This is a genomic window from Streptococcus cristatus (assembly GCF_003943465.1).
GTDB classification, from domain to species: domain Bacteria; phylum Bacillota; class Bacilli; order Lactobacillales; family Streptococcaceae; genus Streptococcus; species Streptococcus cristatus_C.
Map to the genome: position 1 here is coordinate 37,767 of NZ_RJPR01000003.1, position 14,166 is coordinate 51,932.

General features: G+C 43.9%; 14 protein-coding genes. 11 read left to right on the plus strand and 3 right to left on the minus strand.

The window, feature by feature from the left end; genetic code table 11:
- The first annotated feature begins 38 nt into the window (after positions 1–38).
- Entirely contained in the window at positions 39–881 is an 843-nt protein-coding gene (locus tag D8793_RS04690) for a C39 family peptidase (RefSeq protein ID WP_125370966.1), read from the plus strand.
- Positions 882–932: 51 nt separating this feature from the next.
- Here the strand turns inward: D8793_RS04690 and D8793_RS04695 are convergent, their stop codons facing one another.
- Positions 933–1,220, minus strand: coding sequence for a DUF3270 family protein (locus D8793_RS04695; protein WP_061423195.1), 288 nt, complete (start codon positions 1,218–1,220; stop codon positions 933–935).
- 129 nt (positions 1,221–1,349) lie between these two features.
- Here D8793_RS04695 and D8793_RS04700 point away from each other — a divergent pair, with 129 nt between their 5' ends.
- Positions 1,350–2,279, plus strand: coding sequence for a peptidase U32 family protein (locus D8793_RS04700; RefSeq protein ID WP_125370967.1), 930 nt, complete (start codon positions 1,350–1,352; stop codon positions 2,277–2,279).
- Positions 2,280–2,408: 129 nt separating this feature from the next.
- Here the strand turns inward: D8793_RS04700 and D8793_RS04705 are convergent, their stop codons facing one another.
- Complete coding sequence (locus tag D8793_RS04705) at positions 2,409–2,972, minus strand: TetR/AcrR family transcriptional regulator (protein WP_125370968.1); 564 nt, start codon at positions 2,970–2,972, stop codon at positions 2,409–2,411.
- Positions 2,973–3,114: 142 nt separating this feature from the next.
- Here D8793_RS04705 and D8793_RS04710 point away from each other — a divergent pair, with 142 nt between their 5' ends.
- The 6 genes from D8793_RS04710 to D8793_RS04735 all read left to right on the plus strand — a co-directional run bounded on the left by D8793_RS04710 (position 3,115) and on the right by D8793_RS04735 (position 9,613).
- On the plus strand, positions 3,115–3,816 hold the full coding sequence (locus D8793_RS04710) for an ABC transporter ATP-binding protein (RefSeq protein ID WP_125370969.1): 702 nt from the start codon (positions 3,115–3,117) through the stop codon (positions 3,814–3,816).
- Between the two features lies 1 nt (position 3,817).
- Positions 3,818–6,541 (plus strand): ABC transporter permease, encoded by a 2,724-nt coding sequence (locus tag D8793_RS04715; protein ID WP_125370970.1) that lies wholly within the window; start codon positions 3,818–3,820, stop codon positions 6,539–6,541.
- Between the two features lie 90 nt (positions 6,542–6,631).
- Positions 6,632–7,480 carry a metallophosphoesterase family protein gene (locus D8793_RS04720; protein ID WP_125370971.1) on the plus strand — a complete coding sequence of 283 codons (849 nt, stop codon included), beginning with the start codon at positions 6,632–6,634 and terminating at the stop codon, positions 7,478–7,480.
- A gap of 56 nt (positions 7,481–7,536) precedes the next feature.
- On the plus strand, positions 7,537–7,986 hold the full coding sequence (locus D8793_RS04725; protein WP_048763305.1) for an Rrf2 family transcriptional regulator: 450 nt from the start codon (positions 7,537–7,539) through the stop codon (positions 7,984–7,986).
- Positions 7,987–8,214: 228 nt separating this feature from the next.
- The gene (locus D8793_RS04730; protein ID WP_048792068.1) at positions 8,215–9,072 is read left to right on the plus strand and encodes a VOC family protein; all 858 of its coding nucleotides are present in this window, start codon (positions 8,215–8,217) and stop codon (positions 9,070–9,072) included.
- A 34-nt stretch (positions 9,073–9,106) separates the two neighbouring features.
- Complete coding sequence (locus D8793_RS04735) at positions 9,107–9,613, plus strand: methylated-DNA--[protein]-cysteine S-methyltransferase (protein WP_048792067.1); 507 nt, start codon at positions 9,107–9,109, stop codon at positions 9,611–9,613.
- A 52-nt stretch (positions 9,614–9,665) separates the two neighbouring features.
- On the opposite strand, the gene D8793_RS04740 is transcribed toward D8793_RS04735, so the two are convergent.
- Positions 9,666–10,748, minus strand: a complete 1,083-nt coding sequence (locus D8793_RS04740) for a M24 family metallopeptidase (protein ID WP_048792066.1) — start codon at positions 10,746–10,748, stop codon at positions 9,666–9,668.
- A 262-nt stretch (positions 10,749–11,010) separates the two neighbouring features.
- Between D8793_RS04740 and yycF the strand changes: the two genes are divergently transcribed.
- From yycF to walJ, 3 genes are read left to right on the plus strand one after another with little or no spacing between them, the layout of a single operon-like run.
- Positions 11,011–11,712, plus strand: coding sequence for a response regulator YycF (yycF, locus tag D8793_RS04745; RefSeq protein WP_048792065.1), 702 nt, complete (start codon positions 11,011–11,013; stop codon positions 11,710–11,712).
- Positions 11,705–13,069, plus strand: a complete 1,365-nt coding sequence (gene vicK, locus D8793_RS04750) for a cell wall metabolism sensor histidine kinase VicK (protein WP_125370972.1) — start codon at positions 11,705–11,707, stop codon at positions 13,067–13,069. The genes yycF and vicK overlap by 8 nt, the downstream gene beginning before the upstream one ends.
- Complete coding sequence (gene walJ, locus D8793_RS04755; protein WP_125370973.1) at positions 13,062–13,862, plus strand: exodeoxyribonuclease WalJ; 801 nt, start codon at positions 13,062–13,064, stop codon at positions 13,860–13,862. The genes vicK and walJ overlap by 8 nt, the downstream gene beginning before the upstream one ends.
- Positions 13,863–14,166 lie beyond the last annotated feature (304 nt).

Here is a 14,166-nt window from a genome sequence, read left to right on the forward strand (position 1 = left end):
AAGAAAGCGTTATCATATAAATAAAAGGGGATGTTGGTATGAAAAATCTAAAAGTACTTGCCTTGCTTGGTTTATGCTGCTGCTTACTAGCCTGTTCTCGGCAGAAAGCTTCAGAGTCCCCTCAGTCTAGAAGTTCTGACTCTTCTTCTAAGGCTTCGAGCACGAGTCAAGCCCGCTCGAAAACAGCTAGCAGTAGTCAATCTAGTGCAAATCAATCTAGCCCTAGTCAGAGTTCGACTTCTGCGGAGTCGGAAAGCTCTAGTCAGACCAGTGAAAAGGTCAGAGAGGAGGAGACACAGCCTTCTAGTAAAGAAACGCCTTCTCCAATCCGAAAACGCCTGGAAGTTCCCATGCAGATCCAGCGAGCTTGGAATACTTGCGCACCGACCTCTGTCAGTATGATTCTAGCTTACAGGGGCGTTCAGGCTAGTCAGGAAGAATTGGCACGAGCGATGGGCACTGATGAGACCTTCGGTACCCATAATGTCAATGCAATCCGTGTCTTAAATCAATATTTATTTGGTTATGCGGAAGTGCCAGCAGGTCAAGCGGGCTATCATCTTGCTACAGTGACTAGTAGCGCCTCGAATTCGGAAGATATGCGTCTTTTTAAAGAGCGCCTGCGCAAGAATATTGATGATGGCTATCCGCTCTACTATACGATTGATAATGCCTCCATCTACCCAGGTCACAAGGGTGAACACAATGTTGTGGGGACAGGCTATGAATTATCAGCAGATGGCAGTGATGTCCTTGCAGTTTATTACATTGATCCGTCCTACACCGTTCAGGATCCAGTCTATGGAGGGCTAAAAAAGGTAACTCCAGAAGAATTATTGGCAGCTATGTGTGTTTGTCAGGAACCAAATTACGCTTGGTAAAGAAAAGAAAAACGAGATCTTTGGATCTCGTTTGATTTAATTCGTAGATAATTAATGTCTCTTTCTTCGAACAGTGCGATATCCTTGAATAATCATAAGACTTAGGACAATAGCAAGTGAGAAAGATAGAAAAGTGCTCATTTTTGCAGACAAAAAAATAAAGCTAAAAAAGACTGTCAAAATACAGAATAAAGCGATATTTATAAAGAAAAATAGCTCACGTAATTGTGATGCTGATTCTGCTTGGGGCAGGTATTCTTGATAGGATATTTCCTTAGTTTGTTCTGTCGAATCATGCAGGGGCGCTGATTCAAACTGTTTAAAATCTCTTACAGCCATTGTCTCTCTCCTAGTAGTACCTTATCATTCTATCATGTTTCTATGATTAGATATATTACAAGATAGTTACAAAACGAATAAAATCGAATTAAGAAATCATAATTCCTAATTTTTTGGTATAATAATGATATGAAAAAGATAATTATTACAGCAACAGCTGAAAGTATAGAACAAGTTCAAGCCTTATTGGAATTAGGAGTAGATCGTATTTATGTCGGTGAGGAAAACTACGGTCTTCGTTTACCACATAACTTCACTTATGACGAATTAAATCGTATCTCACAAATAGTTCATCAGGCAGGAAAAGAAATGACCGTTGCCGTTAATGCTTTGATGCATCAGGACATGATGGACCAGATCAAGCCTTATTTGGATTTTCTTCAGGAGATTGAAGTGGACTATATCACCGTTGGGGATGCAGGTGTATTCTACGTCTTGCAGCGGGATGGTTATAAGTTGAAAACGATTTATGATGCTTCGACCATGGTTACCAGCAGCCGCCAGATTAATTTTTGGGGCAAGAATGCTGGGGTATCAGAAGCTGTTTTGGCGCGGGAAATTCCATCGGCAGAACTCTTTAAAATGCCGGAAATCCTTGAAATTCCAGCAGAAGTCCTAGTTTATGGTGCGAGCGTTATCCACCACTCTAAACGTCCGATTTTGCAAAATTATTATAACTTTACACACATCGATGATGAAAAATCAAGAGAGAGGGATCTCTTTCTTGCGGAACCGAGCGATCCTCAGAGCCATTATTCAATCTTTGAGGACAAGCATGGGACTCACATTTTTGCCAATAATGACTTGGACTTGATGACCAAGTTGACAGAATTGGTTGACCACGGCTTTACTCATTGGAAATTGGAAGGTCTCTATACTCCTGGTCAGAATTTTGTTGAGATTGCTAAGCTCTTTGTTCAGGCAAGAGATCTGATTGAAAAAGGTGAATTTAGCCATGACCAAGCTTTCTTGCTAGATGAGCTGCTTCACAAATTGCATCCGAAGAATCGTTTCCTTGATACAGGATTCTATGATTACGACCCAGACATGGTGAAATAGACAGGATTTTGTTGCCTTTAGCTAAGTGGGCATCACCAAAAAGCTATTTGCTCACCAGAAACGTTTTAAGAAAAGGCACAGATTACTCTGTGCCTTTTTGAGTTTTCAGCTATAAAAGTGGAGTGCTGGTTATGATTTCCAATAATCATAATTGTAGGTAGTTAGGATCATTTGAGTAATTTCTTCAGGCTCTTCCTGAGCTCCGCCAGCTATCCAAAGAGAAATAATCCCCTCGACACTGGATAGGAAGATTTCCAAGGCGTATTTCTGAGGGATCTGAAAGTTCTCCTCCAAAAAACGCTGGGTAGCAGCTTTTTGCTTATCACTCAGAATGATACTGGTTATGAACTCTCGAATGGCCCCGCGAAAGTCAATATAATGGCTTCTGGTCAGGGCATTGATCAGACGTTCATTAGCACTCAGTATATGAAATTTGGCTATCATGAACTGTTTGGAATACTCGCCTTCTTCTTCAAAAAGACTATAACTATAAAGTTGAGAAATGATGTCGCTTTTGAGGCTATCAATCATCTGATATTTATCTTGGTAGTGGAGATAGAAGGTGCCGCGATTAATCCCTGCCCGTTTGCAGAGCTTGCTGATGGAGATAGTATCAAACCTTTCCTCTGATAGTAGCTGAATCAGGGCTTCTTTGATGTCTTCCTTGGTACTAGTTTTCCGTTTCTGGACCATTTTTTCTTCCTTTTTGCTTAAATCAACACTTTGTTGATTTTTGATTATTGCTTTTTGTCTAAGCTCATTATATAATATCTGTGATTTAGAATCAACACCTTGTTGATTTAAGGAAACGAGCTTTGAAAAGGAGAGAAGCGACATGGCTTATATTGAAATGAAACATAGCTTTAAACGTTATCAGGTAGGTGACACAGAAATTGTTGCCAATCATGATATTTCTTTTGAGATTGAAAAGGGGGAACTGGTCATTATCCTGGGTGCTTCTGGTGCTGGTAAGTCTACGGTGCTCAATATCCTCGGCGGTATGGATAGCAATGATGAGGGAGACATTCTGATAGACAGCCAGAATATTGCTGACTACAATTCCCACCAGCTGACGGACTATCGTCGCAATGATGTGGGCTTCGTCTTTCAGTTTTACAATTTGGTGCCCAACCTGACGGCTAAGGAAAATGTCGAATTGGCTTCGGAGATTGTCAAGGATGCTCAAGATCCAGTGGCCGTTCTAACTGCGGTTGGTATGGAAAATCGCCTTAATAATTTTCCAGCGCAGTTGTCAGGTGGGGAGCAGCAGCGGGTCTCTATTGCTCGGGCGGTGGCAAAAAATCCCAAAATTTTGCTCTGCGACGAACCGACAGGAGCTCTGGACTACAATACCGGCAAGCAAGTGCTGCAAATCTTACAGGACATGTCTCGCAATCAAGGAGCGACGGTGATTATCGTGACCCACAATGCTGCCTTAGCTCCCATTGCTGATCGGGTCATTCGCATGCATGACGCGAGAGTCAAGAGTGTTACAGTGAATGAAGAGCCACAGGATATAAGTACATTGGAGTATTGATATGAAGAGAAAGATTTATTGGAAAGATATTCTACGCTCCTTCACTAGCTCTAAAGGCCGTTTCCTATCTATTTTAATCCTCATGATGCTGGGTTCTCTAGCTCTCGTGGGACTCAAGGTCGCTCCTCCCAATATGCGCAGAACAGCAACAGATTACTTGAAAGAGCAGCGAACCATGGACTTGGCCGTTATGGCGGATTATGGATTGGATGCGGAGGATCAGAAAGAGCTGGCAGATATCAAAGGAGCGGATATCGAATTTGGCTATCTGACAGATGTCACCGTGGACGAGGAGGCCCTCCGAGTATTCTCAGATACCAAGGATATTTCAAACTTTCAAGTGGTCTCAGGCCGTCTACCTAAGAAAGAGCAAGAGATTGCTCTGGCTAGCTTTTGGTCTAAGAAGTACAAGCTCGGCCAGGAGATTGATCTGACCGAAAAAGCAGGCAGTCGGTCAGTTTTAAAAAACAAGACCTATAAGGTCGTGGGATTTATCAACTCGGCAGAGCTCTGGTCTGATAGAAATCTGGGCAATGCGACTAGTGGCAGCGGGGCTTTATCAGCCTATGCTGTAGTCAGCCCCAAGGCCTTTGATACAGATGTTTACAGTATTGCCCGCCTGCGCTATCATGATTTAGAAAAGCTGGCTCCTTTTTCAGCAAGCTATCAGGAGCGTTTGGAGCAACACCAGGCAGCTTTGGACAAGAGCCTGGAAGATAACGGAGTAGCTCGCTTTAAGCGATTAGAGGCAGATGCCAAAAGCACCATTCAGAAGGGCCAAGATAAGATTTCTCAGGCTGAGAGCGAACTGACCCAAGGTAAAAAACAGTTAGAGCAAGCTCAGAGTCAGCTAGATCAGCAAAAAAGCCAGCTAGCAGCAGCCCAAGCCGCTTCTATCCTCTCTCCTGCACAGCTCAGCCAGAGTCAACAGCAGATTCAGGAAGCTGAGTCCCAGCTCAATCAGAAAAAAGCAGAGCTAGCTCAGGCGGAAAAAGACTTATCAGCTAGCAAGGACAAGCTAGCTGACGTTAAGGCAAACCTTAGTCGTTTGAAAGAGCCGGCCTATCATAGCTATGACCGCAAGTCTCTGCCAGGTGGGAATGGCTATCATATGTATAAAAACTCCATGAATAGTATTGCGTTGATTGGTAATATTTTCCCAGTGGTGCTCTATTTGGTGGCAGCTATAGTGACCTTTACCACCATGACTCGCTTTGTCGATGAGGAGCGAACAAATGCAGGTGTCTTCAAGGCTCTAGGATATCATAGCCGAGATATCATTCGCAAGTTTGCTCTTTACGGTTTGGTGGCGGGGAGTCTAGGTACCCTCATAGGGATTCTGCTGGGACATTATTTCTTGTCGGGGGTGATTTCTTCTATTATTACCAGAGGGATGGTGCTTTCTTCCCCGCATGCATATTTTTATGTTTCCTATAGTTTACTGGCCCTTGGACTTTCCCTTCTATCCAGTGTTCTCCCTGCCTATTTGGTGGCGAGACGGGAGCTAACAGAAGAAGCAGCTCATCTGCTTTTGCCCAAGCCACCAGTCAAAGGCTCCAAGATTTTCTTGGAAAGACTGCCCTTTATCTGGCGACGTCTTAGCTTTACTCAGAAGGTCACAGCACGCAATATCTTTCGCTATAAGCAGCGAATGTTTATGACTATCTTTGGTGTGGCGGGTTCTGTTGCCCTGCTCTTTGCCGGCCTAGGACTCCAATCTTCTATTGGTGGTATTCCAAAACGTCAGTTTGAGGAGATTCTGCGATACGACTTGATTGTTGCTTTCAATCCTGGGGAAAATCAAGCCGAACAAGATAAGCTGAAAAAGATGCTGGCAGATGACTCGATTGCTGATTATCAGGAGATCTATAGTGAAATCTTGACAGAGAAATACAAAGGGAAAAAAGAGACAGAATCAGTCACTTTAATGGTTACGGACAAGGAAAATTTTGAACCGTTCATCTCGTTAGAAAGTCCTGACAGCCGACAGAAGCTGTCCCTGAATGACGGTGTAGTTGTTTCGGATAAATTGGCTCGTATAGCTGGAGTTAGCCCCGGTGGCAGTATAGAGCTGGGTGGCAAGCCTGTCAAGCTCGCAGCAGTCAATGAGAATCATTTTGGCCATTTTGCCTTTATGAAGGCGACTGACTACCAGAAGATTTACGGCAAAAAGCCCGAGAAAAACGCTTATCTAGTGCGACTCAAGAACCCTTCTAGTAAGAATATTGTAGACAAGGCCAATGAATTTATGAGCCTCAAGTCTGTCAAGAGTGTCTCGCAAAATGCTAGCATGGTGAAGCAGTTCAATGTTTTAGCTAATTCTCTTAATAATACGATGATGATTTTAGTGCTGATTTCCATTCTTTTAGCAGTCGTCATTCTCTACAATCTGACCAATATCAATGTAGCTGAGCGGATTCGCGAGCTGTCCACTATCAAGGTTTTGGGATTCCATAATAAGGAAGTGACCCTCTATATCTATCGAGAGACCATTATTCTGTCAGTGATTGGGATGGCAGTTGGGCTTCTAGGCGGTTTCTTCCTGCATCGTTTTTTGATTGAGAAGGTTGCGCCTAGCATTATCAGCTTAAACCCTCAAGTAAGTCCCTCAGTCTATCTGTTTCCTCTAACTGCGGTGACTCTTATCCTGACCTTGCTTGGCTTCTTTGTCAACTACCGCCTCAGACGGGTGGATATGCTGGAATCACTCAAATCTGTTGATTAATTAAAAAACAAAGCTTTCACTCACTTGATGGGTGGAAGTTTTTTTGAACTTTGATATAATATTCCTTGTAAAGAAAGAGAAAGACACACGATGACACGAAAAATTGCCTTATTATCCGATGTGCATGGAAATAGCACAGCCTTGGAAGCAGTACTGGCGGATGCGAGAAGCCAGCAGGTGACAGACTATTGGTTTTTGGGTGATTTGCTCCTGCCAGGAACCGGTCGCAGGAATATCCTAGATAGGATGGAGCAGCTGCCCATCAGCCTCCAGGTCAGGGGGAATTGGGAAGACAGTCTCTGGCATGCTTTGCATCAAAAGCTGGATTTGGCTCGTCCCAGCCATCTCTACCTGACCCGGCTCTGCCATTTTGTCCTAGAAGAAATCAAGCCCGAAGAGATTGACCGTATGCAGGAACTTCCTCTACAGGTCTTGACAGAAGTAGAGGGATTGAAGATTGCGGTCAGCCACCATCTGCCAGATAAGAATTGGGGACGGGAGCTGATTCATATTGGCGAGCAGAGCGATTTCGACCGCCTTTTTGAGGGGAATGACTGCGCTGTCGCTGTTTATGGTCATATTCACCAACAGTTTCTCCGTTATGGGACTAAGGGCCAGCTGATTATCAATCCCGGCTCCATTGGTCAGCCATTCTTTCTTGATTCAGCTTTGCGTCAGGACTTGCGAGCCCAGTATGCCATTTTAGAGATAGATGAGACGGGTCTGGCTGATGTCGACCTTCGGCGCGTGGCTTATGATGTGGAGCAGGAGCTGAGATTGGCTCGGGAGCTCCACTTGCCTTATTATGAGATTTATCGAGAAAGTTTGGTCAATGGTATCCACCATACCCACAATCACGACCTGCTACGGAAAATCAGTGAGCAGGAAGGCTATGCAGATGAGATTGCAGCTTTCTTAAAGTCCAGTCGTAACTCTTGAAGTTACACCGTTTTTGATATATAATAGTGAGAGAAGATGATGAGGGAGGAGAAAAAATGCAGATTTCTAGCCGTTTCACCATTGCCACCCATATGCTGATTGTTCTGGCTTTGGAGGGGAAAAAACGAAAACTGACAAGTGATATCCTTGCTGGCAGTGTCGGCGTCAATCCAGTTATTATTCGCAAGACCCTGTCCCAGCTCAAGAATGCCGGGATGATTACCGTTGCTCGTGGGACTGGAGGAGCAGAGATTGCCAAAGATTTGAAAGACATTAGCCTGTTGGACGTCTATAGTGCGGTTGAATGTTTAGGCAAGAGCGGCCAGCTCTTTAGCTTTCATGACAAGCCCAATCCAGACTGTCCTATCGGCAAGAACATTCACAATGTCTTAGACGATCGCTTGGCAGCTATTCAAGCAGCCATGGAAGCTGAATTGGCTCAGACCAGCCTTGACGAGGTCGTCGCAGCAACCGAAAAAGAAATTAAAGAACAATCTGTTTCCTAGTGAGCAGGTTGTTTTTTGTTAAGAATTTTGCAAGATGTAATTGTTGACATTACATTAAAACCTGCTATACTAATAGATGTAATAAAAACAATTACAATCCGAATAATCTTTCGGAGCAAATGGAGATGTGGAAAACCACATCAAGAAACGTATTTCTGTTTTGGAGAAATAAAAAAAGATGGAGCAGACGAACTGCTGAAATTTAAAATTAAAGAGAGGAGAAAGTATATGACTTTTGAATATGAAAGCAAGATTTATCTAGGAGAGGTGGCACTTTATGTGGCCGATTTAGCCAGACAAAAGGACTTTTATCAGCGCGTTTTAGGGCTGGAACTTTTGGAAGAGCAGGACGGTCAGGTGGCTTTGGGCAGGGATGGACAAGTGTTGGTGAGGCTTTTAGCGACCAGTGACCGGCAGTCTGTTAAGTCGGCTTACGGTCTTTATCATCTGGCACTTTTGCTTCCAAGTCGTCAAGCTTTGGCGGATATTCTTAAGCATTTATCAGAAAATAAAGTTCCTATGGTTGGAGGGGCAGACCACGGTTATAGTGAAGCCATTTATCTGAAGGATCCAGAAGGCAATGGCATTGAGCTTTATCGGGACAAGCCTCAGGCTGATTGGGATATTCGAGAAGATGGCCGCATTATCGGAGTGACGGAAGCGCTTGCGGCTCAAGAAATCTATGAACAAGGTCAGGGAATCCAGCCGTTTAGTATTGCGGAAGGCACTCGTATGGGCCATGTCCATCTGTCTGTGAAAAATAGCAGAGCAGCCAGTCATTTTTACCAAAAACTTCTAGACTTGGAGGATAAATTTTCTGTACCTTCTGCTAGCTGGTTGGCATCCGGAAAATATCATCATCATTTAGCCGTCAATGAGTGGGGAGGTTCTCACTTGAATCATCGCCAACCGAAGCAACTGGGACTAGCCTATTTTGAAGCGCAAGTAGAAGGGAAAGAAGACCTAGTAGCTATTTATGAAAATGCTCAGGTCTTACAAGCGCCAGTCCGATGGATTAGCTCCCAAGAGCTAGAAGTCACAGACCCAGATGGAATTGTGGCAAAAGTTAAGACAAGAGTGGTATAATAAAGCATATCAAGAAGTTAAAGAAAGAAAAAATATGTACAAGACTTATTATGCATCACCGATTGGTCAGATTCTCATCTTGACGGACGCAAATGCCTTGTTGGGACTTTGGCTGGAGGGCCAGAAATATTTTGGAGCAGGCTACGATTTGGAGCAAGCGCAGCAGGAGGAGACAGAAATCAGCCGACGCGTCTCTGCTTGGCTGGATGACTATTTTAAGGGAGAAAATCCTGCAATAAATGAAATTCCATTAGCACCCCAAGTAACTGAGTTCAGAAGCAAGGTTCTGACAGTACTGCAGAAGATTCCTTACGGTCAGACGGCTACCTATTCAGATATTTTGCGGGAATTGCGGGCTGAGTATGGAAAAATTGGCTCTGCTAGAGCAGTTGGTGGCGCCATCGGTCACAATCCCATTTCCCTTCTGATTCCTTGTCATCGGATTGTCGGAAGCGACGGCAAATTGACCGGCTATGCCGGTGGCCTTGATAAAAAAGCCTTCCTGTTGAAACTAGAGGCGGGGGAGAAGACAACAGGATAAATAAAACTATTGATAAGCTAAAAAAGCACCAATCGGTGCTTTTTCTAGTTTCTTAGTCAAAATACAGCAAGTCCTTGCTAGTCTCAGTGAAGAGTTCAAAACCATTCTTAGTGACATAGCCGCAGTCCTCGATGCGGACGCCGACCTTGCCAGGGATGTAAATACCAGGCTCGACAGAGAAGCACATGCCTTCCTCGATGACCATGTCGTTGCCCTCCATGATGGATGGAAATTCGTGGACGTCCATACCGATACCGTGGCCGAGACGGTGGTTGAAATACTCGCCATAACCAGCTTTTTCGATGACTTCACGGGCAGCGCGGTCTACTTCATGAGCTGTGACACCTGGTTTGATAAAATCAAGTGCAGCTTGTTGGGCTTCCAGAGTCAGATAGTAGATATCTTTTTTGAACTGATCTGGCTGGCCGACAGCGACAGTCCGTGTCATATCGCTGGCATAGCCATTGACCATGCAGCCCAAGTCAAAGAGGAGGAGGGCGTTGTTTTCGATTTTATTGGCACCGGGAATGCCGTGCGGATTGGCTGCGTTATTGCCTGTCAGAACCATGGTTTCAAAGCTCATTTCATAGCCTTCACGCTTGATGGCGAAGTCGATTTGAGCGATGATGTCTGTTTCAGTATTTTCTAGTGAAATATTGTCAAAACCGATATTGACAGCCTTGTCAGCATATTGGCCGGCTACTAGCATTTTCTGGATTTCATCAGCAGACTTAATCAGGCGCAAGCGGTTAATGTAAGGAGTCAGATTGACAAATTCAGCCCCATTAAAAACAGTACGCAGGCCGTGATACTTAGTTAAAATCAGATTATCAAACTCGACCGCTACTTGTTTGAAGGCTTGAGATGGTAGAGAAGCTTTGATTTTTTCCCAAGGGTTTTCAGAATCGACATAGCCTACAACCTGAAAGTCTACGGTAGAAGAAGCACGCTCAACTTCCAGTGCTGGTACGAAAAGGAGTGGCTCATGGTCAGTGTAGACGAATAGGAACATCTGGCGTTCATGTGGATCGCTGTAAAAGCCTGTTAGGTAATGGATGGTTACAGGATCGGAGATTACAGCCACATCCTGCTTTTCATTTTCAAGATAAGTGATGATTTGATTGATTTTTGTCATAGTTCAACCTTCTTTCTATGCCTCTATTTTTGCAGAAAAAGTGAAAAAAATCAAGGATTTTAGTGAGGATTCCTCATCCTTGACTGAGATTTTTGGTAGAAAGAGAGTTGAGTTGAAATTTCTATAAGAATGTTGGAATATAGTGTACGAAAATAGTATTTTTTAAGGAAAATTTGATATAATAGTGCTTATGGAGCGGTAGGACAGATACAAAAACAATAGATGTCTAAGCTTAAAAATTGTATAGATATGAAGGTAAAAAATGAAAAAAATATTAGTTGTAGATGACGAGAAGCCAATCTCGGACATTATAAAGTTTAACATGGCTAAGGAAGGCTATGAAGTACTGACAGCCTTTGATGGTAAGGAAGCTCTAGAAATGTTTGAAGCAGAGCAGCCGGATATTTTGATTCTGGATTTGATGTTGCCAGAAGTGGACGGACTGGATGTTGCTCGGACCATTCGCAAGACAAGCAATGTGCCGATTATTGTACTTTCGGCCAAAGATAGCGAGTTCGATAAGGTAATCGGTCTGGAAATCGGAGCAGATGACTATGTGACCAAGCCCTTTTCAAATCGTGAATTGCTGGCTCGGGTCAAGGCCTTGTTGCGCCGTTCTGAACTGATCCCAGATAGTCATGTGGACGAGAGCAGTCAAAAGGAACTGTTTATTGGGGATTTGCAGATTCTTCCAGATGCTTTTGTGGTGAAAAAACACGGGAAAGAATTGGAATTAACCCATCGTGAATTTGAGCTCTTGCACCATTTGGCGACTCATGTTGGTCAGGTCATGACGCGTGAGCACTTGCTGGAAACCGTCTGGGGCTATGATTACTTTGGAGATGTGCGGACAGTCGATGTGACCATTCGCCGTCTGCGTGAAAAAATCGAAGATACTCCAAGCCGTCCGGAGTATATCCTGACTCGCCGCGGTGTCGGTTATTACATAAGAAATAATGATTGAAACGCTAAAAGAATTCGTACTTTCTCCTGACTTTGTCTTTTCACTGATTGTTGTCGGCTTTATCATCGTCGTGGCTCTTTTGCTATTGGAAAATCGACGAGATACTCAAAAGCTGGTGCAGTTAAACCAAAAGATCAAGGGATTGATTGCAGGAGATTATTCAGAAGTTTTAGATATGCAGGGCAGTCCTGAAATCACGGACATGACCAATTCCATCAATGATCTCTCTGAAGTCATCCGCCTGACGCATGAAAATTTGGAGCAAGAAACCAAGCGTCTATCCAGTATCTTGTCTTATATGACGGATGGGGTGCTTGCGACCAATCGTCGAGGGCAGATTATTACCATCAATGACATGGCAACCAAGCAATTGGGCGTCAAACGTGATGATGTCCTTAATACCAGTATTTTAGATTTGCTGGATATTGCTGATGAGTACGATCTACGCGAATTGATTACCAAGGTTCCAGAATTGACCATTGATTCTCAAGATGAAAATGGTGAATATGTAAGCCTGCGGGTTCGATTTGCCTTGATCAGACGGGAGTCAGGTTTTATATCAGGGCTGGTAGCAGTGCTACATGATACAACGGAGCAGGACAAGGAAGAACGGGAGCGTCGGCTTTTCGTTTCCAATGTTAGCCATGAATTGCGGACGCCTCTAACCAGTGTAAAATCCTATCTGGAAGCCTTGGATGATGGTGCTCTGTCAGAGCCTGTTGCACCGGAATTTGTCAAGGTTTCACTAACCGAGACAAACCGAATGATGCGGATGGTGACGGACTTACTTAGCTTATCGCGGATTGATAATAATACCAGTCATCTGGACGTTGAGCTGACCAATTTTACGGCCTTTATTACCTATATCCTCAACCGTTTTGATAAGATTAAAAATCAGGATGAGATCAAAAAATATGAGATTATCAGGGATTATTCAATTACGCCGATTTGGGTAGAGATTGATACGGATAAGATGACCCAGGTGATTGATAATATCATGAACAATGCCATCAAGTATTCACCTGATGGTGGGACGATTACGGTTTCTGTGAGAACAACAGATGTTCAGTTGATTCTTTCAATTTCGGATGAAGGTTTGGGCATTCCCAAGCAGGATCTGCCAAAGATTTTTGATCGTTTCTATCGGGTGGATAAGGCCCGCAGTCGAGCCCAGGGAGGAACGGGCTTGGGTCTGGCTATTGCTAAAGAAATTATCAAGCAGCATCATGGCTTTATCTGGGCTAAGAGCGAGTACGGAAAGGGTTCTACCTTTACCATTGTTCTTCCATATGATAACGATGCTGTCCGTGTAGATGACTGGGAAAATGAAGAGAATGTAGAAAGTGAACATGACTAAGGGATTTCAATATAGTATTCTGGCATCAGGCTCGAGTGGCAATTGCTTTTATCTGGAAACAGACCAAAAACGCCTACTCGTCGATGCTGGTTTATCAGGGAAAAAGATTACGAGCCTTTTAAGTGAAATTGATCGCAAACCAGAAGATTTAGATGCTATTTTGGTCACCCATGAGCACAAGGATCACATCCATGGTGTAGGGGTTTTGGCGCGTAAATACAATCTAGATATTTATGCCAACGAAGCAACCTGGCGAGCGATGGAAAAGGACTTGGGCAAGCTAGATGCCAGTCAGAAGCATATCTTTGAAATGGGGAAGATGAAGACTTTTGGCGATTTAGATGTCGAAAGTTTTGGAGTTAGCCACGATGCGGCTGCTCCTCAGTTTTACCGCTTTATGAAGGATGACAAGAGCTTTGTCATGCTGACGGATACGGGCTATGTCAGCGATCGCATGGCTGGAGTCATTGAGAATGCGGATGCTTATTTGATTGAGAGCAATCATGATATTGAGATTCTCCGGAGCGGTGCCTACCCGTGGAGCTTGAAACAGCGCATCCTATCTGACTTGGGGCACTTATCCAATGAAGATGGTGCGGAAACCATGATTCGCACACTTGGCAATCGCACCAAGCGCATCTATCTGGGGCATCTGAGCAAGGAAAATAATATCAAGGAGCTGGCTCATATGACCATGGTCAATCAACTGGCTCAAGCTGACTTGCCAGTGGGTCATGATTTCCAAGTCTTTGATACTTCTCCCGACACTGCAACGCCTTTGGTAAATATCTAATCATCAGTCACTCAGAAAGAGAGTGGGACAGAAATCGGTAATTCGTTAGAATTCGATTTCGTCGTCCCACCTCCGCACAGTTGAGTAGGGCTGTAAAAGCTGATGAAATCAGCGTAGTAGAGCCCACTCAACCACTGCGTCTTGCTCGACAATCCAAAGACAATTGAGAGGCTAGGACTTTTGTCCCAGCCTCTTTTTTAGGATTGACAAGAATTATTTTTTATGGGAAACTAGTTTTATATTTTTTAGCTTGTTTTTTATACTAGAAAGGAAGCCAAAGAATGACCATGAAAACGTACGTGAG